This window comes from Stenotrophomonas sp. 220_Sma, assembly GCF_056487375.1.
Genome location: NZ_CM151348.1, coordinates 4,067,744 through 4,090,010, shown reverse-complemented (window position 1 = coordinate 4,090,010; position 22,267 = coordinate 4,067,744). Strand labels below are relative to the sequence as shown.

Genomic DNA, 22,267 nt, shown 5'->3' with positions numbered 1-22,267 from the left:
CCCGGGGGGCTCCCGTATCCTTGCCGCATGCGTAAAGACCCTGTCGAATGGATCCTGCGCGGCCTGTACTCGGCCGTGCTCTACATCCTGCTGCCGATCACCGTGTACCACCTGGTCTGGCGCGGTTTCCGGGTCCGTGAATACTTCCGGCGCTGGGACGAGCGTTATGCCTCGTATCCGCAGCCGACCGGCCAGCCGCGGGTCTGGCTGCACGCGGTCTCGGTGGGCGAGGTCAATGCCGCCGCGCCGCTGGTGAATGCCCTGCGCCAGCAGCGTCCGGACATCCGCTGGGTCATCACCACCATCACCCCGACCGGCTCGGAGCGCGTGCGCGCGCTGTGGGGAGACGCGCTGGATCACGTCTATCTGCCGTACGACGTACCGGGCAGCGTCAACCGCTTCCTCGGCCATTTCCAGCCCAGCCTGGCACTGATCCTGGAAACCGAGCTGTGGCCGAACATGCTGTTCGGCTGCCGCGACCGTCGCATCCCGGTCTACATCCTCAACGCCCGCCTGTCCGCGCGTTCGCTGCGCGGTTACCGGGTGCTGGCGGCGCTGATCCGCCGTGCGCTGCGCACGGTCACCTGCGTGGCCGCGCAGTCGCAGGACGACGCCGAGCGCTTCGTGCAGCTGGGTGCTGCGCGTGAACAGGTGCAGGCGCTGGGCAACCTCAAGTTCGATATCGCCACGCCGGATGTGCAGGGCTTCGTCGAGCAGTTCCACGCCTGCGTGCCCGCCGGGCGCCCGGTGTGGATCGCGGCCAGTACCCACGATGGTGAGGAGCAGGCGGTGATCGACCTGCATCGGCGCCTGCGCCAGCAGCACCCCGACCTGTTGTTGCTGTGGGCGCCGCGGCACCCCGAGCGCTTCCCGAAGGTGGAGGCGCTGGCGCGCGAGCAGGGCTGGAACGTGACGACCCGTCGCGCGAAGCAATGGCCGGAGGCCGGCACGGATGTATTCGTCATCGACACCCTGGGCGAGCTGATGCCGTTCTATGCCTGCGCGCAGGTCGCCTTCGTCGGCGGCAGCCTGCAGCCGATTGGTGGCCACAATCTGCTGGAACCGGCGGCGATGGGCACTGCCGCTGTGACCGGCCCGCACCTGCACAACTTCGCCGAGATCTCACGGCGCATGCGTGAGGCCGGTGCCTTGCTGATCGGCGAGGACGTGCAGGCGGTAGGTGACCTGCTGCAGCACCTGCTGGGCGACGCTGCGGCGCGTGAGGACATGGCCCGTGCTGGATGCACGCTGGTCAGCAATGGCCGCGGTGCCCTGCAGCGCACGTTGGCGCTGGTCGCGCCACATCTGCCGCCGCCGCGCAGCTGAGCCGGGCAGCAACACCGCCAGGGCGGACACTACGTGGACCGACTGACGTGATCGACTGCATCAATTCTGCTTAGCAGCCGGATTCCTGTCGCAGCAGGACCGGATGCGTGGCTGCGAACGTGTTTGTGGTCACATTGCGATGCGCACGGTACGGATTCTGATACCGCCCTTTGGCGCAGGCTGCCAGCCTGCTGTCGACCGCGCATGGGCGGAATCAAGAGGGCTTGCGATGGACAGCGACAACCGCCGTGGCCGGCACGCGCTGCTGGGAATGGATCACTTCGCGTTGGTGGCGTTGACCCTGTTGCTGGGGGGCAGCGTGATCGCCCTGGTCGGCCAGTACACCGCCGCCCAGGCCGGCCCGGCCATCGTACTGAGTCTGCTGCTGGCCGCACTGGGCACAGCGCCGATGCTGTATTGCCTGCACGTGCTGACCCAGCAGCAGCCGGAAGCCGATGGCCTGTACGGCCCGCTGCGGGCCGCTTGGGGCCCGGCAGTCGCGCGCCTGCTGGGTGCTGTGCTGCTGGAGCTGGTGGTGACCAGCGCCGGCGTGGCGCAGTCCATGGCGGGCCACGCGCGTGCGGTGTTTGCCAGTCGCGGTATTGAAACCGGCAGCGCATTGCCGGATCCGGTGATGGCCGTCACCAGCCTGCTGGTGCTGGGTGCGTTCGTGTTGCTGCCTCCGCGTCGCATCGCGCTGATGGTCTGCGTGCTGTTGACGGCGAAGATCGGTGTAGGGCTGTTGCTGCTGGCGCTGGCGGTCCGCCATGTGCACTACGCGAACTGGATTCCGTGGCTGCCGGACGCCACCGCGCCCTATCGGTTCGGACCCGGCGGGGTGCTGGCGGCAAGCGTGCCCTTGCTGGCGGTGTTTGCCAGTGTGGGTCTGGTATTGGGGTTTCCTGGGCGTGGCCCGCAGGTGCGTGCGCGGTCACCAGGGCTGCTGGCGGCCGCGCTGCTGCTGGCAATGCTGCTGCTGATCGTGCTGGCGGCGTTGCAGGCCGGCCTGGTCGAGTTCCCGGCATTGGCCAGTACGCGGCCGTTGTCGGTGGCATTGCAGGGCCATCCGCAGTTGCAGTGGCTGCTGCCGTTGCTGCCGCTGGCGGGCATGGCTGGGCTGGCAGCACTGCTGCTGGTGCTGTTGTCGTTGGCCACACAGCTGGCAGCGCAGCTCTGGCCTGTGGCCGTGGATGAAGCGCCCGGGTTCCGGACACGGCTGATACCGGTCACGGTGGTGCTGGCGGCGCTGCTGGCGTTGGGAACGCCCGTCGATGCATTGCCGGTGCTGCCAGGTCCGGCAACCCTGCTGGTGATGGCGGCTTTGTGCCTGGCAGTACTGCGTGTGCGCGCGCCGATGCCGGGTGCTGCGATGGTGCTTGCGCCCCTGGCCGCGGCGCTGTGCGTGCTGGCCGCAGTGGAGCGGGCAGGCGCGTGGCCGGGCTGACGGCCGGCGGATCTGCGCCATGTCTGGGTGGGGCCGTACGCGCTGCCCACAAAAAAGCCACCCTCGCGGGTGGCTTCTTCGTTGCCGGCAGGACGACGACTCAGTGCGTGGTCGTTGCCGGGTTGCCTGCGTCCTGGGTCAGCAGACGGTTGACGTCCTGCAGCTCGGCCACGTCCAGCGCGCCCAGCGACTGGCTCAGCAGCAAGCGGTTCTGCAGGAAGGTGTAGCGGGCCTGGGCGTAGTCCAGCTGTGCCGAGAACAGGATGCGCTGGTTCTGGATCACGTCCAGCACGGTACGGGTACCGACTTCCAGGCCAACCTGCGACGCGTCATACGCGCTCTGCGCCGAGACCACCGCCAGGCGGCGGGCTTCCACTTCGCTGATGCCCTGCACCAGAGTCTGGTAGGCATTGCGGGTGTTGCGGTCCAGGGCACGCTTCTGCTGCTCGTAGCCATCCTGGGCGATGTCACGCTGGGCCAGTGCCTGGCGCACGCCGGACTGGGTGGCGCCACCGGCGAAGATCGGCACGCTCAGGGTCAGCCCGATGCTGTTGGTGCGTGCATCCGGCGACAACGAGCCGGCACCGGTGCTGTCACCCCAGGTTGCGCTCTTGCCCCAGCTGCCGCCCAGCGACAGGGTCGGGTAATGGCCGCCACGAGCGGCCTGCACGCCAGCCTCGGCGGCGCTGACCTTCAGTTCCTGGGCCTTCAGCGCCGGATTCTGGTTGGTGGCCTGGTGCACCAGCTCATCGATGTTGCCACGGTTGGCCGGCACTTCCGGGCGGAAGTCCGCCGGCAGGCCGCGCAGGTTGACCACCGGCTGGCCGGTCAGTTCGGTCAGGGCCTGGTAGTTATCGGCCAGGGTGTTCTGCGCAACGATGGTGTTGGCACGCGCCTGGTCGTACTGGGCGCGTGCTTCGTGCACGTCGGTGATCGGCGCCAGGCCCACTTCCAGGCGCTTGTCGGCGAAGTCGAACTGCTTCTTCGCGGCCGCTTCATTGGTCTGTGCGGCGTTCAGCGATTCGATCGCCACCAGCACGTTGAAGTAGGCCGCCGAGGTGCGCACGATCAGGCTGTCGTTGGCCGAATCGAGGGTGAAGTCCGCCGCCTTGCTCAGCTCGCGCTGCGAACGCAGGTTGTTGATCTGGGTCCAGTTGAACAGCGTCTGGCTCCCTTCGATCGTGTAGTTGCGGCGCTTGCTGGTCACGGTGCCGGAGTTGGCGTCATGGTCCGCCTCGCTGCGCGAGCGGTTCAGCGTGGCCTGGCCGTTGATCTGCGGCAGCAGGGCAGCGCGGGCCTGCACGGCGCCTTCCTTGTCGTACAGCCGGGTGGATTCGGCGGCGGACAGCTGCGGATCGCCATTGCGCGCCATTTCGTAGACCTGCAGCAGGTCGGCGGCATGGGCGGACAACGGCAGCAGGGCAGTGGCCAGCGCAACAGCGAGGGATCGGCGGATCATTGCGGCTTCCTTGGACTCAGAGGTGGAACTGGGGGGCCGGGGCGGCACCACGCAGGTAATCAATATCGGTCTCGAACAGGGACTCGGTGCTGCCGTCGGCCTTGACCAGCAGGGCCTCCATCGCCGGCGAACGGCCATGGATCACGAACAGGCGACCACCCGGACGCAGCCACGAGGCGAACTGTGACGGCACCACGTCGACCGCACCAGTGACACAGATCACGTCAAAGCGGCGTTCGGTCTGCCAGGACAGGGCGTCGGCCACTTCCACGCGGACGTTGGTGCCCAGGCCGGAAGCGTCCAGGCGGGCACGCGCGGCGGCGGCCAGTTCCGGGTCGATCTCCAGGCTCAGCACGTCGCGCGCCAGCGCGCCGATGCAGGCTGCCAGGAAGCCGCTGCCGGTGCCGATTTCCAGCACTTCGTCACCCGGCTGCAGATCCAGTGCCTGCAGGGTACGGCCCTCGATGACCGGCTTCATCATCTTCTGGCCATGGCCGATCGGGAGTTCAACATCGGCATAGGCCAGTGCCCGGTGTGCATCGGCGACAAAGGCCTCGCGCGGCAGGCGGGCCAGGACGTCGAGCACCTTGATGTCCAGCACGTCCCAGGGACGGATCTGCTGTTCCACCATCAGTTCGCGGGCGTGGGCGTAATCAATCGTCATGAGGTTCAAATCCAGCGCAGTGGGCCGGCCATTTTACCGGTGCCGGAGGCCGGCGGCGCGCCCAGAGCATCAGCTGCCGGGTGGCCGGGGTCGCAGTGCCGGAAGTCATCGCGACCTCCGGTTCGTTCAGTTTTGGTTATCCGGCCGTCCCGGCCCCTCGCGGCGCATAGGCGCGCAGGAAGAAGTCGATGCTGGCGGTCACATGGGCAAGAGGGTCGCACTCCACCGGTGACAGTGGCATGCCGCACATCATATGCATGTGCACTTCGCCCTTGACCAGGGTCAGGAACTGCTGGCCGGCCAGGTAATAGTCGGGGATGTCCAGCTCGCCGCGTTCGCCGCGCGCGCGCAGGAAATCGGCCAGGGCCTCGCAGGTACGCTCCGGGCCAGCCTGCCAGAACAGCTCGCGCAGGCGTTCGTCGGTCTCCGGCGCCATCATCATGCGCTGGATCGAGATCGCTGCGTCGGAGGTGATCAGCTCGAAGAAGGCCAGGCCGATGCCGATCAGCTGGTCGCGCAGGGGGCCGTCCGCGTCGGCCACGAACAGCGCGTCAGGCAGCATTTCAATGCATTTTGACTGCACGGCCTCGGAGAACAGGGTTTCCTTGTCGCCGAAGTGGCTGTACACAGTCAGCTTCGAGACGCCGGCCTGAGCGGCGATGGTGTCCATGCTCACGCCGGTATAGCCCTGTTCGATGAACAGTGCCTTGGCTGCTTCAAGGATCGCCGCGCGCTTGCCGAGGTCCTTGGGACGCCCGGGTCCGGCGGCCTTGGCAGCGGGCTTGGCCGACGGCTTGCGGGAAGTGGGAGAACTCATCGCGACAATACTAGACCAAGCGGTTCGATATTTATACTATACCGGCCGGTTTATTAAATTGGGCCGGCAGTCGCGGCTCCCCCCTTAGTTGCAACCCTGCGTTTTCAGGACGTTGACCGATGAAGATCGTGCGCTGGATGGGCGGTATGGTGTGGGTGGCTGCGCTGGCAGCCTGTTCGGGACAGGAACAGGCGCCACAGGCGGCCGTACCGGTGCTGGTGGTTCACCCCGGCGAACAGGCCGGGCAGGCCCCGGCGGCGTTCCCGGGCACGGTGCGTGCCCGGCAGGAAAGCCCGTTGTCGTTCCGCGTTGGCGGCAACCTGGTCAAGCGTCACGTCGATGCCGGCCAGCGGGTCAAGAAGGGCGACGTGCTGGCCGAGCTGGACGTGGCCGACTTCGCGCTGCAGGCCCGCGCCTCGCAGGCGCAGCTGGCTGCGGCGGAAGCTGATCTGGTGCGTGCGCGCGATGACCTCAAGCGTTACCAGGTGCTGGCCGACCAGCAACTGGTCAGCCGCTCGCAGCTGGACCAGCAGTCCGCGGCGTTCAAGGCCGCGCAGGGCCAGGCCAACGCCGCCCGCGCCAACCTCGATGTGCTGCGCAACCAGGCCGACTACGCACAGCTGCGCGCACCGGCCGACGGCGTGATCGCCAGCCGCGAGGCCGAGGCCGGGCAGGTGGTGTCGGCCGGCCAGACCATCTTCAACCTGGCCGCCGATGGCGGGCGCGAAGTGCTGATCGACCTGCCCGAGGCCACCATCCGCGACTATGCGGTGGGCCAGCCGGTCGAGGTGGAGCTGTGGAACCGTCCTGGCCAGCGCCTGCCGGGCACGATCCGCGAGATCGCCGCCGCCGCCGATCCGCAGGCACGTACCTACGCGACCCGGGTCAGCCTGGCCGCCGATGCGCTGGCCGATGTCGAACTGGGCCAGAGCGCACGCGTCTACAGCAGCGCCGGCCGCCACGGCACCCTGCAGCTGCCGCTGGGCGCGCTGCAGCGCGGTGCCAACGGTACCGCCAGCGTGTGGCTGGTCGACCCGGCCAACAGCACGCTGAAGGCTGCAGCGGTCACCACCGGTGCGTTTGGCAGTGAGACCGTGCCGGTGCTGTCCGGCGTGAGCGCAGGTGACTGGGTGGTTGCTGCTGGTGGCCATCTGCTGCGTGCCGGTCAGCCGGTGATCGCCGTGGACCGGCAGAACCGTCCGGTGCTGAAGCCGGCCGCGCCGGCCGCTGCCGCCAAGGCCAAGGAGTAAGCCGGTGCGCCGCTTCAATCTCTCCGAGTGGGCGCTGGCCAACCGACCCCTGGTGCTGTTCGCGATGCTGGCGTTCGCGCTGATCGGCGCGTGGTCGTACAAGCATCTGGGCCAGTCCGAGGATCCGCCGTTCACCTTCAAGGCGATGGTGGTGCGCACGCTGTGGCCGGGCGCTACCGCCGAACAGGTCTCGCGGCAGGTGACCGAGCCGCTCGAGAAGGCGCTGATGAATACCGGCGAGTACGAGTTCATCCGCTCGTATTCTCGGCCGGGCGAGTCGCAGATCATCTTCATGGCGCGCGATAGCCTGCGGTCCAAGCAGATCCCCGACCTCTGGTACCAGGTGCGCAAGCGTGTGGGGGACATCCGCCCGACACTGCCGCGTGAAATCGTCGGTCCGTTCTTCAACGATGAGTTCGGCGATACCTACGGCAACATCTATGCGTTGACCGGCAAGGGCTTCGACTACGCGGTGATGCGTGATTACGCCGACCGCATCCAGCTGGAGCTGCAGCGCGTGCCCGACGTCGGCAAGATCGACCTGGTCGGCCTGCAGGACGAGAAGGTGTGGATCGAGCTGTCCAACACCCGCCTGGCCACGCTGGGCGTGTCGATGCAGCAGGTGCAGCAGGCACTGGCCGACCAGAACGCGGTCACCGGTACCAGCTTCTTCGAGACCGCCACCGATCGCGTGCAGCTGCGCGTGACCGGCCAGTTCAACGACATCGACGCCATCCGCCAGTTCCCGATCCGCGCTGGTGACCGCACCGTGCATCTGGGCGACATCGCCGAGGTCAAGCGCGGCTTCGCCGACCCGGCGTCGCCGAAGATGCGCTTCATGGGCGAAGAGGCCATCGGCCTGGCGGTGGCGATGAAGGATGGCGGTGACATCCTCAAGCTCGGCGCCAACCTCGATGCAGAGTTCGAACGCCTGCAGAAGACCCTGCCGGCCGGCATGCAGCTGCGCAAGGTGTCCGATCAGCCGCAGTCGGTGGAGGAGTCGGTCGGCGAGTTCGTGCAGGTGCTGACCGAAGCCGTAGTGATCGTGTTGCTGGTCAGCTTCTTCTCGCTGGGCCTGCGCACCGGCCTGGTGGTAGGTGTGACCATCCCGCTGGTGCTGGCGATGACCTTCTTCGTCATGCACTACTTCGACATCGGCCTGCACAAGATCTCGCTGGGCGCGCTGGTGCTGGCGCTGGGCCTGCTGGTGGACGATGCGATCATCGCGGTGGAGATGATGGCCACCAAGATGGAGCAGGGCTACGACCGCCTGCGTGCGGCCAGTTTCGCCTGGGAGTCGACCGCGTTCCCGATGCTGACCGGTACGCTGATCACGGCGGCCGGCTTCCTGCCGATCGCCACGGCGGCATCGAGCACGGGTGAGTACACCCGCTCGCTGTTCCAGGTGGTGACTATCGCACTGGTGGTGTCGTGGATTGCCGCGGTGCTGTTCATCCCGTACCTGGGCGACAAGATGCTGCCGGACCTGTTCAATCCGCAGCCGCCGAAGCCTGGCAGCCTGTCCGCGCGCTGGCTGGCCAAGCGCCAGCAGTGGGCCGACCGCTATCCGGCGCTGGCCAACCTGATCGCGCCGCCGCAGCACGGGCACGACCATGATCCGTACCAGCGCCCGTTCTACCGCAGCTTCCGCCGCTTCCTGGATGCCTGCCTGCGTCATCGCTGGTGGGTGATCGCCGCGACCATCGGCCTGTTCGTGTTCTCGCTGATGATGTTCCGCTTCGTGCCGCAGCAGTTCTTCCCGGATTCGACCCGGCCGGAACTGATGGTGGACATCGAGCTGGCCGAGGGCGCGTCGCTGCGCTCGACCCAGGCCCAGGCCGAGAAGCTGGAGAAGCTGCTGTCCAACCGCGAGGGCATCGCCAACTATGTGTCCTACGTGGGCACCGGTTCGCCGCGCTTCTACCTGCCGCTGGACCAGCAGTTGCCGGCCACCAACTTCGCCCAGTTCGTGGTGCTGGCCAAGGACATCAAGTCGCGCGAAAGCACCCGTGACTGGCTGCTGCATGAGGTGATCCCGAAGTTCCCGGACGTGCAGATGCGTGTGACCCGCCTGGAGAATGGTCCGCCGGTCGGTTACCCGGTGCAGATGCGCATCTCCGGCGAGCACATCGAGAAGGTGCAGGCGATCGCACGCCAGGTCGAGGCCAAGGTGCGCGGGAACCCGCACGTGATGAACGTCAACCTGGACTGGAGCGAGCCGAGCAAGGTGGTGCGGTTGGTGATCGACCAGGAGCGTGCGCGCGCGCTGGGTGTGAGCAGTGCCCAGGTCAGCCAGTTCCTGTCCAGCTCGCTGGCCGGGCAGTCGGTGAGCGTTTATCGCGAAGGCAACCGCCAGATCGAGATGCTGCTGCGCGGGCCGGCCGATGAACGCAACCAGCTGGAGCTGCTGTCCAGCCTGTCGATGCCGACCGCCAACGGCGGCAGCATCACGCTGTCGCAGGTGGCGACGATGGAGTACGGCTTCGAGGATGGCATCATCTGGCACCGTAACCGTCTGCCGACGGTGACCGTGCGCGCCGACATCAGTGATGGCATGCAGCCACTGGACGTGGTGCATCAGATCCTGCCGACGCTGGATGGCATCCGTGCCGAGCTGCCGAATGGCTACCTGCTGGAAACCGGCGGTACCGTGGAGGATTCGGCACGTGGCCAGAACTCGATCAAGGCCGGCATGCCGCTGTTCCTGGTGGTGGTGGCCACGCTGCTGATGCTGCAGCTGCGCAGCTTCTCGCGCGCGGCGATGGTGCTGGTGACCGCGCCGCTGGGCATCATCGGTGCGACCCTGTTCCTGCTGCTGTTCCGCGCCCCGTTCGGCTTCGTGGCGCTGCTGGGCACGATTGCACTGGCCGGCATGATCATGCGCAACTCGGTGATCCTGATCGACCAGATCCAGCAGGACATCGATGCCGGGCATGACCGCTGGCATTCGATCATCGATGCCACGGTGCGCCGTTTCCGCCCGATCGTGCTGACCGCGCTGGCGGCCGTGCTGGCGATGATTCCGCTCTCGCGCAGTGCGTTCTATGGCTCGATGGCGATCTCGATCATGGGTGGCCTGATCGTGGGCACCGTGCTGACCCTGGTGTTCCTGCCGGCGCTGTACGCCGCGTGGTTCCGGGTCAAGCCGGACGAATCCGGGACGTAACGCCCCGGGTTCTGCGGCCACTGCCCTGGTAGGTGCCAACCTTGGTTGGCACTGATGCGTGCATCCACGCATGGCGTGGATCTACCGCAGCGGGTCTTGGCCCTGGTAGGTGCCAACCTTGGTTGGCACTGTTGCACGCATCCACGCATGGCGCGGATTTACCGCAGCGGGTCTTCACCCTGGTAGGTGCCAACCTTGGTTGGCACTGATGCGTGCATCCACGCATGGCGTGGATCTACCGCAGCGGGTCTTGGCCCTGGTAGGTGCCAACCTTGGTTGGCACTGATGCACGCATCCACGCATGGCATGGATTTACCGCAGCGGGTCTTCGCCCTGGTAGGTGCCAACCTTGGTTGGCACTGATGCACGCATCCACGCATGGCATGGATTTACTGCAGCGGGTCTTCGCCCTGGTAGGTGCCAACCTTGGTTGGCACTGATGCACGCATCCACGCATGGCGTGGATCTACTGATCTGCGTGGCGTGCATCCACGCATGGCGTGGATCTACTGCAGCTGCAGGCCGTTCCGCAGCACCGGCAGCAGCCATTCGATGAACACCTGCACGCGTTGCGCGCGGTGCTGCCGATGCGGTTGCAACAGGGTCACCGGCAGCGGTTGCGCCACGTGCTGTGGCATCACTTCCACCAGCGCACCGGATTGCAGTTCGGCCTGCACGTCGTAGCGCGGAATCTGCAGCAGGCCGAGCCCCGCCACGCAGCACGCGATCGAGGCCTCGGCGCTGTTTACCCGTACCCAGCCAGGCATTGGCAGCGTGCGCAGCTGGCCACCGTCCTGCCATTCCCACGGTTCCACCCGCGCCGTGGTCGGCGATGCGTAGTTCACCGCGCGGTGCTGCTGCAGGTCGGCAGGATGCTGCGGTACGCCGTGTTCGCGCAGGTAGGCCGGCGCGGCGACGTTGACGAAGTCGAGCTGTCCCAGCATGCGGGCCACCAGGCTGGAGTCACCCAGCTGGCCGACCCGCAGCACCGCATCACAGCCGTCTTCGATCAGGTTCACCGCGCGGTCGGTCATGCCCAGGTCCACTTCAACCTGCGGATGGCGCGCGAAGAAGTCGGGCAGGGCCGGGGCGAGGATGCGGCGGCCGATCCGGCTGGGCACATCGATCTTCAGCAGGCCCACCGGCTGCGCATCGTCTTGCCGGAACAGCGATTCGGCGTCTTCAACTTCGGCGATCAGGCGCAGGCAGCGGGCATGGAACACGTCGCCGTCGTGGGTGGTGGAGACCCGCCGGGTCGAGCGCTGCAGCAGGCGGGTACCGAGCCGCTGCTCCAGCTCGGCCACCGCCGCGGAAACGGTGGAGCGGGGCAGGCCGAGCTGGTCGGCGGCGCGGGTGAAGCTGGCGCATTCCACCACCCGGGTGAAGATGCGGAAGCGATCGATCCGGTCCATTGTTCGCCTACTCTGGAAAGTTAAGTCAATGTGGCGGGCTTTATCCGCATTTTCTGCACGATATCGTCGTCAGGGCAGGGTTGCCACCCCGGGCAGCCCCCTCCTGAGACAAACGCCATGACCGACCATTCCCTCAAGGGCAAGACCGTGCTGATCGCCGGTGGCGCCAAGAACCTGGGCGGACTGATCGCCCGCGACTTCGCCAGCCAGGGCGCCAAAGCCATCGTCATCCACTACAACAGTGCCGCCACCCAGGCTGATGCGGAAGCAACCGTTGCCGCCGTGCAGGCGGCCGGCAGCAAGGCGGTGGCCCTGCAGGGCGACCTGACGTCGGCGGCAGCGATGGAGCGCTTGTTCGCCGATGCCGTGGCCGCGGTCGGCCGTCCCGACATCGCCATCAATACGGTCGGCAAGGTGCTGAAGAAGCCGCTGCTGGAGATCAGCGAAGCGGAGTATGACGAGATGAGCGCGGTCAACGCCAAGGCTGCCTTCTTCTTCCTGAGGGAGGCCGGCCGCCACGTCAACGACGGCGGCCGCATCTGCACTCTGGTCACCTCGTTGCTGGGTGCGTTCACGCCGTTCTATTCCAGCTATGCCGGCACCAAGGCACCGGTCGAGCATTTCACCCGCGCGGCGTCCAAGGAGTTCGGTGAGCGTGGCATCTCGGTGACCGCGATCGGCCCCGGTCCGATGGACACGCCGTTCTTCTATCCGGCCGAGAGTGCCGATGCGCAGGCGTACCACAAGACCGCGGCGGCACTGTCGCCTTTCACCCGCACCGGCCTGACCGACATCGCCGACATCGTGCCGTGGATCCGCTTCCTGGTCACCGACGGCTGGTGGATGACTGGCCAGACCATCCTGGTCAATGGCGGTTACACCACCAAGTAGAGACGAATCACCCGCGATTGCGGCGGACCTGAAGCGTCGCGCCATGCTCGACGCTTCATCCTGTAGGCCGTCCACGGGCACAATAGCCGGCTGTTCTGGGCCCGGAGTGCCAGCATGTTCCCTCGCACGTTCCAAGCTTTCACGTTGATGTTGATTGCCTCCAGCGGCGTTGCCGATGCAACGCCCGCAGGAACCGATGCCCAGCAGTTCCAGCAGAACCTGATCGCAGTGCTGGAATGCCGCGCGACACCTGCGGTGCGGCAGGCACTGGGCAGCCAGCTGCGGGTCGTCCGCTATGGCTCTGCAACGGAACGACCGGCGCACCTGCGTGGCTGGCGCTTCATCGCAGCCGATCACCCCGAGATCGAGAGCGCGGTCACGCGCATCGAACTGCCTGCGCCCATCACCGCCAACGGCATCACCACCCGCGAGCTGCTGGCTGACGACCTCGGTCTGGGCATGTTCCTCGATGCGGTGCAGCGTGAGCGGATTGTGGCTGAGGACGGCCTGCGGATGCGGACCAGCACGCTGCACGAGCCGTTCCGGGCCTGGTGGCGACCAGCGTCGGATGTTGCTGCGGCGGCACAGGCCTGGCGGGTGATACGAAGCGAGGGCGCAGGCAACCGCCTGTCGTGTGATTACCGGGAGCGATATCAGAAACTGGACGACCAGCAGGCGGCCGACCGCCTGCGCGAGGACCTGGTAGCGGTTCTGGAGTGCCGCGCGGACGCGGCGGCCTGGCAGCGCTTTGGCGAATTCTGGACGCGTGTCAGCGCGCACAGCCCGCTTGGGTGGCCGGCGCAGGTACGCGCGCTGGACGCACCTGCATGCATGGCTCGCGAAGGCGGCTCCCGTTGTGAGCGGATAACGCTCGATGCGCCGATCACCGTGCATGGCCTGACCGTGTCTTCGGTGATGATCGAGCCCAGCTACGCGTCAGGCCATGTTGCAGCGGACCTGGGCATGGTGCCCGTCGACGATGCACTTCAGGCGGCGATTCCAGGTGCTAAGGCGGCCGGGGAAATCATCTGGACCTTGCCGGCATCACCTCTGCAGGAGCGGCCGCGCGAGCGCTTCGTGGTGCGCACCGCCGATGGGCGCACACTGATGGGGTGTGCGACGTCCAAGGCGGTCCACAGAGGACGGTAGCCCTATGCGTGCGCGCCGGTGCCGGGCAATGCCCGGCACCGTCATGCATCAGCCCAGCTTCGCCAGCACCGCATCTGTCGCGGTGGCGGTACTCACCGCCTGGCCCTTGGCGGCCAGGTCGGCAGTGAACACACCATCATCCAGCACGGCGTGCACCGCCGCTTCAACCGCAGCGGCTTCCGCTTCCAGCCCCAGCGAATGGCGCAGCAGCATCGCCGCGCTGAAGATCGTTGCGTAGGGATTGGCGATGCCCTTGCCGGCAATGTCCGGGGCCGAACCGTGGATCGGTTCGTAGATGCCGACCGCACCCGGCTCGCCCAGCGAGGCCGACGGCAGCAGGCCGAGCGAGCCGGCCAGCATCGACGCCTCGTCGGTGAGGATGTCGCCGAACATGTTCTCGGTGACGATCACGTCGTACTCGCGCGGCTTGGCCAGCAGGTGCATCGCCATCGAATCAACCAGCTGGTGCTCCAGCGCTACATCCGGGAACTCCTCGCGGCCGATGCGCGCGGCCACGTCACGCCACAGGCGCGAGGTTTCCAGCACATTGGCCTTGTCCACCGAGGTGACCTTGCCGCGACGCTGCTGCGCCAGACGGAACGCACTGCGCAGTACGCGCTCGATCTCGGCCACGGTGTAGCGGCACAGATCGCTGGCGCTGTCGGCGTCGCGGGTCTTGTCGCCGAAATAGATGCCACCGGTCAGCTCGCGCACCACCACGAAGTCCACCCCCTGCAGCAGCTCGGCCTTGATCGGCGAGGCGTGCAGGGCGGCTTCATGGGTACGCACCGGGCGCAGGTTGGCATACAGGCCCAGCGCCTTGCGGATCGCCAGCAGGCCCTGCTCCGGGCGCACCTTGGCATTCGGGTCGGACCACTTCGGGCCGCCGACTGCACCCAGCAGTACGGCGTTGGCGGCCTGGCAGGCGGTCAACGTAGAGGCGGGCAGTGGCTCGCCATGGCGATCGATGGCGACGCCACCGATGTCGTGCTCGCTGAAGGTGAAGGTGTGGTTGAAGCGTTCGGCGACGGCCTTCAGGACGGCGACTGCCGCGGCGGCCACTTCCGGGCCAATGCCATCACCGGGCAGGACAACAATTTCAGCGTGCATGCTCACTCTCGTAGCGTTCGATTTCAGGGACACGGCCCAACAGATACCCCAACTGGTCGACACCTTCCAGCAGGCAGGTCTGCGAGAAGCCATCCAGCGGGAAGGAATAGACGCGGCCATCTGGCGTGCGCAGTTCGCGCGCGGCCACGTCGATGGTCAGCTCGTCGTCCGGGCGCTGCATCAGCGCCTGCACATCGGCCTCGTCCAGCACGATCGGCAGCAGGCCGTTCTTCAGCGAGTTGCCGCGGAAGATGTCGGCGATCTCGCTGCTGACGATGGCACGCAGGCCGAGGTCGGTCAGCGCCCATGGTGCATGCTCGCGCGAGGAACCGCAGCCGAAGTTGCGGCCCGCCAGCAGGATGCTGCGGCCGGCGTTGTGTGGCTGGTTGAAGGCGAAGTCGGCCACCGGGGAACCGTCGGCCTGCCAGCGCCAGTCATTGAACGCGTTGCGGCCGAGGCCGGCACGTTCGGTGGTGGACAGGAACCGCGCCGGAATGATCTGGTCGGTGTCGATGTTGGTCTGCGCCAGCACCACGCTGGACGAGGTCAGGGTACGGAAACCGGCCATCACGCAACCTCCTGCGCGAACAGTTCGCGGGTATCGGCGACGTGCCCGTTCACCGCGGCCCACGCCGCGCTCATCGGCGAGGCCAGCAGCGTGCGTGAACCGGGACCCTGGCGGCCTTCGAAGTTGCGGTTGCTGGTGCTCACGGCCAGCTGGCCGGGCGCGACCAGATCGCCGTTCATGGCGATGCACATCGAACAGCCCGGCTCACGCCATTCGGCACCGGCCGCGCGCACGATCTCATGGATGCCTTCGGCCTCGGCCTCGCGCTTGACGATCTCCGAGCCCGGCACCACCAGCATGCGCACCCGCTCGGCAACCCGGCGGCCGCGCAGCACCTGCGCCACCTCGCGCATGTCGCTCAACCGGCCGTTGGTGCATGAGCCGACGAACACCACGTCCACGGGTGTACCGGCCAGCGCCTTGCCGGCCTGGAAATGCATGTAGTCCAGGCCTTTCTGTGCGGCAGCATTGTTGGCCGCCGGAATCGGCGCATCCACCGCGATGGCGGTGCCCGGATGGGTGCCCCAGGTCAGGGTCGGGCGGATATCGGCAGCGTCGATGTGCACTTCACTGTCGAAACGCGCGCCCTCATCGCTGCGCAGCTGCTGCCAGCGCGCCACGGCAGCGTCGAAGTCGGCGCCCTTGGGTCCGCGCGGGGTCGCGGCGACGAAGTCGAAGGTGACCTGGTCCGGGGCCACCATGCCGGCACGTGCACCGGCCTCGATCGACATGTTGCACAGGGTCATGCGCTGTTCCATGTCCATCGCTTCGATGGTGCTGCCACGGAATTCGATCACGTGGCCGGTGCCACCGTTGACGCCGATCACGCCGATGATGTGCAGGACCACGTCCTTGGCGCCAACGCCGGGTGCCAGCGGCCCATCAACGGTGATCGCGAAGGTCTTCGCCTTGCGCTGCAGCAGGCACTGCGTGGCCAGCACGTGGCCGACCTCGCTGGTGCCGATGCCGAAGGCCAGCGAACCGAACGCCCCGTGTGTGGATGTGTGGCTGTCGCCGCAGACGATGGTCATGCCCGGCTGGGTGAAACCCTGTTCCGGCGCGATCACGTGGACGATGCCGCGATTGTCCGAGGCCATATCGAACAGCTCGATGCCGTGCTCTGCGCAGTTGCGCGCCAGCGTGGCGACCTGCGCTTCGGAGGCGGCGCTGGCGTAGGGCAGCGTGCCGTCGGCAGCGGCCGGCAGGGTCGGCGTGGAGTGGTCCATCGTCGCCTTGGTGCGGTCCGGTCTGCGCGGTGACAGGCCGCGTTCGCGCAGCTCGGTGAACGCCTGCGGCGAGGTCACCTCGTGGATCAGGTGCAGGTCGATGTACAGCACGGCGGGCGCGCTGTCGGATTCAGGGACAACCACGTGGGCGTCCCACAGTTTGTCGTACAGGGTGCGGGGTGCGGAGGTCATGCGTGTGCCTGGCAGAAGTACGAAGGTGCGGACATCAGGAAAGATAACGAATGGATCATGTCAGCGGCGACGGGCAAGTACCCGCAGCCGCACGTAATCGGCCAGCGGCTGACCGGCGGCGTTGCGCGGCAGCTCGGCCAGCAGTGCGGCGGCTGCCTCGCGTACGGTGGCGCGTGCCTCGGCCGGCAGATCGTCCAGCAGCGGTGCGGCGAACACACGCAGCCAGCCGGCCACGCCGGCGGGCAGCGCGGTCGGTCGCGGCGTGCACTCGATCAGTTGCACCTGGAAGCCATGCTGGCGCAGGCGGTCGGCGTAGGCATCGGCAGTGGGGAAGTACCACTGGAATGCGCTGGCGCCGTGGCCATGGGCCGCGCGTGCAGCCTGCACTGCCGCGATGATCGTGGCCACGTTGCCATGGCCGCCGAATTCGGCGACGAAGCGGCCACCGGGGCGCAGGGCGCGGCGCACACCTTCCAGCACCTGGTCGGGGTTACCCATCCAATGCAGTGCCGCATTGCTGAACACCGCATCGAACTCGCTGTCGAACGACAGCGCGTGGCCATCCATCACCTGCGCATCGACGCCGCGCGCACGCGCGGCGATCACCAGTTCCGGTGAGGCATCCGCACCGTGGATGTGCGCGCCGCTGAGCGCCAGCTCGGTGCTGAGCACGCCATCGCCACAGCCCAGGTCGAGGATGCGTTCACCGGCGCGCGGGTCGAGCAGGCGCGATACCGCGCCGCCGAGCAGCGGCACGAAGCCGGCGTCGATCGCATAATCCTGGGCGTTCCACTGCTGGCCAGCGGCGCTGGCCGGGGTGGGGGTGTCGAAGGCGCTCATGGCGGGGTCCTCAGGCGGTGGCGGGGGTGGCAACGTCGGTGTTGCTGTGGGCGGCAGCCTGGCGCTGGCGAAGCAGGCGGTTGGCCACATCCAGCCAGGCCAGCGCGGAGGCTTCGATGATGTCCTTGCTGGTGCCGGTGCCGTCGTACTCCACGCCCTCGTGGCGTACGCTCAGATTGGCTTCGCCGCGCGCATCTGCGCCGATGCCGACGCTGTGCACGTGGTAGCTGTCCAGCATCAGCTGCACGCCGGTGGCAGCCGACAGCGCGCCGAACAGCGCATCGACCGGGCCGTCGCCCTGCGCGGTCTCGGCCACGCGGTTGCCGTCCGGGTCGGACAGTTCGACCAGTGCATTGGCGCGGCTGCCGACGTCGCTGATGGTCATCGACGCCAGGCGATAACCCTGCGCGTTCGAGCCACCCTGCATCAGCGTCTGCAGGTCGGCATCGGTGACCACGCGCTGCTGTTCGCACAGGCCCTTGAACTGCTCGAATACCAGCTTCAGTTCGTCTTCGTCCAGCCAGAAGCCCAGCGCACGCAGGCGCGCTTCGACGGCGGCGCGACCACTGTGGCGGCCCAGCACCATCTGCGAATCTTCCCAGCCCACGTCTTCCGGACGCATGATTTCGTAGGTGCCGCGGTGGCGCAGCATGCCGTGCTGGTGGATGCCCGATTCGTGGGCGAAGGCATTGGCACCGACGATGGCCTTGTTGCGCTGTACCGGCATGCCGACCAGGCGCTGCAGCAGCTGCGAGGTGCCGACGATGCGCGGGGTGTTGATCGAACTGTCCTGTTCGTAGAAGGCCTGGCGCACCTTCAGCACCATCGCGATCTCTTCCAGCGAGCAGTTGCCGGCGCGCTCGCCGATGCCGTTGATGGTGCACTCGACCTGGCGCGCGCCGCCTTCGATGGCGGCCAGCGAGTTGGCCACGGCCAGGCCCAGGTCGTTGTGGCAGTGCGCGCTGAAGATCACATTGGCGGCATTCGGCACGTCGGCGACGCCGGCGATGACCTGCTGGAACATCGCGCGGATCTCTTCCGGCGTGGTGAAGCCGACGGTGTCGGGCAGGTTGATGGTGGTGGCGCCGGCAGCGATGGCCACGCGCGCGACTTCGATCAGGTAGTCCAGCTCGGTGCGGGTGGCATCCTCGGCCGAGAATTCGACATCGTCGATATAGGACCGGGCCAGCGATACGTGCTTGCGTACCGACTCCAGTACCTGCTCGCGGGTCATCCGCAGCTTGTGCTCGCGGTGCAGCGGGCTGGTCGACAGGAACACGTGCAGGCGCGGGTTGGCAGCGGCCTCCAGCGCACGTGCCGAGGTTTCGATGTCGGCCTGCAGGCAGCGCGACAGCACCGCCAGGGTCAGGCTCGGGCGGCGCAGTTCGCGGCCGATCAGTGCCATCGCCTCACGGTCGGACTGCGAGCTGGCCGGGAAGCCGGTCTCGATGATGTCCACGCCCAGTTCGTCCAGCGCACGCGCCATCACCAGCTTCTGCGGCGGGCTCATGCTGCAGCCGGGGGACTGCTCGCCGTCACGCAGGGTGGTGTCGAAGATGCGGATGCGCGGGGTGGTAATTCGTTCGATGGTGGTCACAGGGAAATCTCCTCGACAGCGGGTGCGACGGCTTGCAGGGGGGAAGGGGAAGAGGTGGGGGAAGCGATGGCGCTGGCCTTGGCGGGCGAGCGCGGTGTTTCGCTGCGCCGTCGCCGTGGTTTGCGTGGCGGGCGCGGGCGGATGTCGGTGAGCAGGCCGGCCAGGACACCGGCATCGATGTTGCCGCCGGAGACCACCGCGCACTTGCGGCGGCCGGCGACGCGGCGGCCGGCCGCCAGCGCCAGCGCACCAGCGCCCTCGGCGATGATGTGTTCTTCCAGTGCCAGCCGCACCAGGGTTTCGCGCAGTTCGGCCTCGCGCACGATCACCACATCGTCCAGCAGCGAGGCGCACAGGCGGCGGGTCAGGAAGCCGGGAATCTTCACCCGCACGCCGTCGGCCAGCGAAGCAACGGGGGCGATCTCGCGCACATCACCGCGGATCGCGCGGGCCATCGAATCGACGCCTTCCACCTGCGCGCCAACGACGCGGACGCCCTGCGATTTCAGTGCCAACGCAACGCCGGAGGCCAGCCCGCCGCCGCCGATCGGCACGATCACCACGTCCGGCGCGTGCGCGGCCAGCTCAATGCCGACCGTGCCCTGGCCGGCGATCACGTCGGCATCGTCGAACGCGGACAGGAAGCGGTAGCCGTGGCGTTGTGCCAGTTCGACCGCGAAGGCGTAGGCCTCGTCATAGCTGGTGCCGTGCTGGCGCACGGTCGCGCCCCAGTGGGCGACGCCGGCGATCTTGGTGGCGGGCGCGCCATGCGGCATCACGGTGATGGCCGGCACGTCCAGGCGGTAGGCCGCCCACGCCACGCCCTGGGCATGGTTGCCGGCCGAGGCGCAGATCACTGGCCGGGTATCGCCGCGCTCGCGGCCGGCCAGCAGCGCATTCAATGCGCCGCGTACCTTGTAGGAACCGGTGCGCTGCAGGTTCTCCAGCTTCAGCCAGGTACCGAAGCGTTCGGCATGGTGCAGCGGGGTGGGCGGCAGGAAGCGGCGCAGACGAGCCTGCGCCGCCAGTACGTCGGCGACGCTTACGTCGCCGACATCGCTTTCCTGGCTGGTGTCAGCGGCCGGCATGGGCCACCAGCGCAGTGCAGAAGACCGCCGCATGCGGGCACGGGCGGCGAAGAAGACGCCTCCGTACGGGCACCGTGGTCGCTACGGTACGGGTGTTCATACGGATGCTCCTTCCACGGCGGTGACCTGCACGGACACGCAGTCGTAGATCTTCTCGATCTGCCGGCACAGCGTTTCCGCCGGACGCTGGCCATCCACCACCAGCTGCAGGTGCCAGCGGCCATCGTCGGCGGCCACCGGCGCACCGCTGATCGCACGCGGCGCGAAGCCACGGCGTTCGGCCATGCCGATCACGCGCAGCAGCGCGCCTTCGGCCGGGTGCAGCACCAGGTCAAGCCGGTATTGCATTGGGGGTCTCCTGGCGGGCGTGGGCGGGGTTGCTTTCCAGCATCGTGCTGTTGGCGGTGTTCGGCGGCACCAGCGGCCACACGTTGGCGCGTGCATCGATGGCCACGTGCAGCAGCGCCGGGCCCGGTTCGGCCAGCAGCGCGGCCAGCCCACCTTCGACGTCATCGCGTGCATCGATGCGGGTGGCGGCGATGCCGAACACCTGCGCCAGTGCCACGAAGTCCGGGTTGTCGGACAGGTCGATCTCGCTGTAACGCTCGGCGAAGAACAGCTCCTGCCACTGCCGCACCATGCCCAGCGAACTGTTGTCCAGCAGCACGATCTTCACCGGCAGGCGGCAACGCGCGATGGTCGCCAGCTCCTGCACGTTCATCATGAAGCTGCCGTCGCCGGACACCAGCACCACGGTGCGATCGGGGCAGGCGAACTGCGCACCCATCGCGGCCGGCAGGCCGAAGCCCATGGTGCCCAGCGCGCCACTAGTCAGATGATTGCGCGGGTGGTTGAAACGGCAGTGCTGCGCCACCCACATCTGGTGCTGGCCGACATCGCAGGCGATCACCGCATCGGCCGGTGCCAGCTCGCTCAGGCGCTTCAGCAGGGCCGGTGCGTAGATATGCTGGCCGGGGGCGTCGTAACGCGCAGCGAAACGATCACGATGCTGTGCACAGCGCTTGCGCCATGCGTCCTGGTGGGCCTTGGGGGAGGGGAAGGCCGCACGCAGGGCGCGGATGGCATGGCCGACGTTGCCGGGCACGGCGACGTCGGCGCTGCGCAGCTTGGAGATCTCGTAGGCGTCGGCGTCGATGTGGACGACGCGGGCGAACGGTGCGAACTCGGCCAGCTTGCCCGTGGCGCGGTCATCGAAACGTGCACCCAGCACCAGCAGCAGGTCGCTTTCCTGCACCGCCATGTTGGCCGCGCGGGTACCGTGCATGCCCAGCATGCCCAGCGACTGCGGGTGGTTGGCCGGCAGTGCGCCCAGCCCACGCAGGGTCATCACCGTGGGGATGGCACTGGCTTCGACGAAGTCGCGCAGGTCCTGCACCGCGTCGCCCAGCGCGATGCCACCACCGGCGTAGACCACCGGCTTTTCGGCGGCTGCCAGTGCGGCGATGGCCTCGGCGATGGCCGCTTCGGCCGGCGCAGGCGGCGGCTCGATGCTGCTCGGCACGTGCGCTGGCAGATGACTGGCATCGGCCAGCTGCACGTCCTTGGGCAGGTCGATCAGCACCGGGCCGGGCCGGCCTTCGCGGGCGATGCGGAACGCATCGGCGACCACGCGCGGCAGGTCATCGACGCTGCGCACCAGCCAGCTGTGCTTGACGATCGGCATCGTCAGGCCGAACACATCCAGTTCCTGGAAGGCGTCGGTGCCCAGCAGCGGCGTGCCGACCTGACCGGTGATGCAGACCATCGGTACCGAATCCAGCATCGCATCGGCAATGCCGGTGACCAGGTTGGAGGCGCCCGGGCCGGAGGTGGCCACGCAGACACCCACCTGGTTGCTGGCGCGGGCAAAACCGTTGGCGGCCAGCGCCGCGCCCTGCTCATGGCGTACCAGGATGTGCTTCAGCGACGAATCCACCAGCGCGTCGTAGAACGGCATGATGGTGCCACCGGGATAGCCGAACAGCGTGCGGACGCCTTCGGCCTCCAGCGCCTGGGTCAGCCAGCGCGCGCCGTTGGGCGGCGCGCTGCGATGTGTCGAAGAGTTCAT

Annotated in this window: 18 protein-coding genes; 6 read left to right on the top strand and 12 right to left on the bottom strand. The window is 67.7% G+C overall.

Annotation, left to right across the window (positions count from 1 at the left end):
* The first annotated feature begins 27 nt into the window (after window positions 1–27).
* Both waaA and ACZLIB_RS19100 read left to right on the top strand, forming a co-directional pair.
* Window positions 28–1,326 carry a lipid IV(A) 3-deoxy-D-manno-octulosonic acid transferase gene (gene waaA, locus ACZLIB_RS19105; RefSeq protein ID WP_049398381.1) on the top strand — a complete coding sequence of 433 codons (1,299 nt, stop codon included), beginning with the start codon at window positions 28–30 and terminating at the stop codon, window positions 1,324–1,326.
* A 229-nt stretch (window positions 1,327–1,555) separates the two neighbouring features.
* Window positions 1,556–2,770 carry an APC family permease gene (locus ACZLIB_RS19100; RefSeq protein ID WP_478468432.1) on the top strand — a complete coding sequence of 405 codons (1,215 nt, stop codon included), beginning with the start codon at window positions 1,556–1,558 and terminating at the stop codon, window positions 2,768–2,770.
* Window positions 2,771–2,870: 100 nt separating this feature from the next.
* Here the strand turns inward: ACZLIB_RS19100 and ACZLIB_RS19095 are convergent, their stop codons facing one another.
* The 3 genes from ACZLIB_RS19095 to ACZLIB_RS19085 all read right to left on the bottom strand — a co-directional run bounded on the left by ACZLIB_RS19095 (window position 2,871) and on the right by ACZLIB_RS19085 (window position 5,710).
* Window positions 2,871–4,229 carry a TolC family outer membrane protein gene (locus ACZLIB_RS19095; RefSeq protein WP_049398379.1) on the bottom strand — a complete coding sequence of 453 codons (1,359 nt, stop codon included), beginning with the start codon at window positions 4,227–4,229 and terminating at the stop codon, window positions 2,871–2,873.
* Window positions 4,230–4,245: 16 nt separating this feature from the next.
* Entirely contained in the window at window positions 4,246–4,893 is a 648-nt protein-coding gene (locus ACZLIB_RS19090; RefSeq protein ID WP_049398378.1) for a protein-L-isoaspartate O-methyltransferase family protein, read from the bottom strand.
* A gap of 136 nt (window positions 4,894–5,029) precedes the next feature.
* Complete coding sequence (locus tag ACZLIB_RS19085; RefSeq protein ID WP_049398377.1) at window positions 5,030–5,710, bottom strand: TetR/AcrR family transcriptional regulator; 681 nt, start codon at window positions 5,708–5,710, stop codon at window positions 5,030–5,032.
* 119 nt (window positions 5,711–5,829) lie between these two features.
* Here ACZLIB_RS19085 and ACZLIB_RS19080 point away from each other — a divergent pair, with 119 nt between their 5' ends.
* Window positions 5,830–6,960, top strand: coding sequence for an efflux RND transporter periplasmic adaptor subunit (locus ACZLIB_RS19080; protein ID WP_032129094.1), 1,131 nt, complete (start codon window positions 5,830–5,832; stop codon window positions 6,958–6,960).
* Between the two features lie 4 nt (window positions 6,961–6,964).
* Entirely contained in the window at window positions 6,965–10,126 is a 3,162-nt protein-coding gene (locus tag ACZLIB_RS19075) for an efflux RND transporter permease subunit (RefSeq protein WP_478468431.1), read from the top strand.
* A gap of 506 nt (window positions 10,127–10,632) precedes the next feature.
* Here the strand turns inward: ACZLIB_RS19075 and ACZLIB_RS19070 are convergent.
* Window positions 10,633–11,538, bottom strand: coding sequence for a LysR family transcriptional regulator (locus tag ACZLIB_RS19070; protein ID WP_478468430.1), 906 nt, complete (start codon window positions 11,536–11,538; stop codon window positions 10,633–10,635).
* A gap of 117 nt (window positions 11,539–11,655) precedes the next feature.
* On the opposite strand from ACZLIB_RS19070, the gene ACZLIB_RS19065 reads away from it, so the two are divergent.
* Both ACZLIB_RS19065 and ACZLIB_RS19060 read left to right on the top strand, forming a co-directional pair.
* A complete protein-coding gene (locus ACZLIB_RS19065) occupies window positions 11,656–12,429 on the top strand; it encodes an SDR family oxidoreductase (protein WP_478468428.1) in 774 nt (257 codons plus the stop codon).
* 147 nt (window positions 12,430–12,576) lie between these two features.
* Window positions 12,577–13,578, top strand: coding sequence for a hypothetical protein (locus ACZLIB_RS19060; RefSeq protein ID WP_478468426.1), 1,002 nt, complete (start codon window positions 12,577–12,579; stop codon window positions 13,576–13,578).
* A 48-nt stretch (window positions 13,579–13,626) separates the two neighbouring features.
* Here the strand turns inward: ACZLIB_RS19060 and leuB are convergent, their stop codons facing one another.
* The 8 genes from leuB to ilvG all read right to left on the bottom strand — a co-directional run bounded on the left by leuB (window position 13,627) and on the right by ilvG (window position 22,267).
* Window positions 13,627–14,688 (bottom strand): 3-isopropylmalate dehydrogenase, encoded by a 1,062-nt coding sequence (leuB, locus tag ACZLIB_RS19055; protein ID WP_478468425.1) that lies wholly within the window; start codon window positions 14,686–14,688, stop codon window positions 13,627–13,629.
* On the bottom strand, window positions 14,678–15,256 hold the full coding sequence (gene leuD / locus ACZLIB_RS19050) for a 3-isopropylmalate dehydratase small subunit (protein ID WP_006390726.1): 579 nt from the start codon (window positions 15,254–15,256) through the stop codon (window positions 14,678–14,680). Before leuD ends, leuB begins: the two co-directional genes overlap by 11 nt.
* Window positions 15,256–16,674 (bottom strand): 3-isopropylmalate dehydratase large subunit, encoded by a 1,419-nt coding sequence (gene leuC / locus ACZLIB_RS19045; protein WP_478468424.1) that lies wholly within the window; start codon window positions 16,672–16,674, stop codon window positions 15,256–15,258. The genes leuD and leuC overlap by 1 nt, the downstream gene beginning before the upstream one ends.
* Before the next feature lie 60 nt (window positions 16,675–16,734).
* A complete protein-coding gene (locus tag ACZLIB_RS19040; protein ID WP_478468423.1) occupies window positions 16,735–17,514 on the bottom strand; it encodes a class I SAM-dependent methyltransferase in 780 nt (259 codons plus the stop codon).
* A 10-nt stretch (window positions 17,515–17,524) separates the two neighbouring features.
* On the bottom strand, window positions 17,525–19,111 hold the full coding sequence (locus ACZLIB_RS19035; RefSeq protein WP_032130450.1) for a 2-isopropylmalate synthase: 1,587 nt from the start codon (window positions 19,109–19,111) through the stop codon (window positions 17,525–17,527).
* Window positions 19,108–20,199, bottom strand: coding sequence for a threonine dehydratase (locus ACZLIB_RS19030; RefSeq protein WP_478468422.1), 1,092 nt, complete (start codon window positions 20,197–20,199; stop codon window positions 19,108–19,110). The genes ACZLIB_RS19035 and ACZLIB_RS19030 overlap by 4 nt, the downstream gene beginning before the upstream one ends.
* A 96-nt stretch (window positions 20,200–20,295) precedes the next feature.
* A complete protein-coding gene (locus tag ACZLIB_RS19025) occupies window positions 20,296–20,547 on the bottom strand; it encodes an ACT domain-containing protein (protein ID WP_014038403.1) in 252 nt (83 codons plus the stop codon).
* The gene (ilvG, locus tag ACZLIB_RS19020; RefSeq protein ID WP_478468420.1) at window positions 20,531–22,267 is read right to left on the bottom strand and encodes an acetolactate synthase 2 catalytic subunit; all 1,737 of its coding nucleotides are present in this window, start codon (window positions 22,265–22,267) and stop codon (window positions 20,531–20,533) included. Before ilvG ends, ACZLIB_RS19025 begins: the two co-directional genes overlap by 17 nt.

Coding starts and splice junctions, on each gene's coding strand:
- leuC (WP_478468424.1), bottom strand. CDS start 16,674: ATGACCTCCGCACCCCGCACCCTGTACGACAAACTGTGGGACGCCCAC.
- ACZLIB_RS19040 (WP_478468423.1), bottom strand. CDS start 17,514: ATGAGCGCCTTCGACACCCCCACCCCGGCCAGCGCCGCTGGCCAGCAG.
- ACZLIB_RS19090 (WP_049398378.1), bottom strand. CDS start 4,893: ATGACGATTGATTACGCCCACGCCCGCGAACTGATGGTGGAACAGCAG.
- ACZLIB_RS19060 (WP_478468426.1), top strand. CDS start 12,577: ATGTTGATTGCCTCCAGCGGCGTTGCCGATGCAACGCCCGCAGGAACC.
- ACZLIB_RS19025 (WP_014038403.1), bottom strand. CDS start 20,547: ATGCAATACCGGCTTGACCTGGTGCTGCACCCGGCCGAAGGCGCGCTG.
- ACZLIB_RS19100 (WP_478468432.1), top strand. CDS start 1,556: ATGGACAGCGACAACCGCCGTGGCCGGCACGCGCTGCTGGGAATGGAT.
- ACZLIB_RS19030 (WP_478468422.1), bottom strand. CDS start 20,199: ATGCCGGCCGCTGACACCAGCCAGGAAAGCGATGTCGGCGACGTAAGC.
- waaA (WP_049398381.1), top strand. CDS start 28: ATGCGTAAAGACCCTGTCGAATGGATCCTGCGCGGCCTGTACTCGGCC.
- ACZLIB_RS19085 (WP_049398377.1), bottom strand. CDS start 5,710: ATGAGTTCTCCCACTTCCCGCAAGCCGTCGGCCAAGCCCGCTGCCAAG.
- leuB (WP_478468425.1), bottom strand. CDS start 14,688: ATGCACGCTGAAATTGTTGTCCTGCCCGGTGATGGCATTGGCCCGGAA.
- ACZLIB_RS19065 (WP_478468428.1), top strand. CDS start 11,656: ATGACCGACCATTCCCTCAAGGGCAAGACCGTGCTGATCGCCGGTGGC.
- leuD (WP_006390726.1), bottom strand. CDS start 15,256: ATGGCCGGTTTCCGTACCCTGACCTCGTCCAGCGTGGTGCTGGCGCAG.
- ACZLIB_RS19080 (WP_032129094.1), top strand. CDS start 5,830: ATGAAGATCGTGCGCTGGATGGGCGGTATGGTGTGGGTGGCTGCGCTG.
- ilvG (WP_478468420.1), bottom strand. CDS start 22,267: ATGAACTCTTCGACACATCGCAGCGCGCCGCCCAACGGCGCGCGCTGG.
- ACZLIB_RS19070 (WP_478468430.1), bottom strand. CDS start 11,538: ATGGACCGGATCGATCGCTTCCGCATCTTCACCCGGGTGGTGGAATGC.
- ACZLIB_RS19095 (WP_049398379.1), bottom strand. CDS start 4,229: ATGATCCGCCGATCCCTCGCTGTTGCGCTGGCCACTGCCCTGCTGCCG.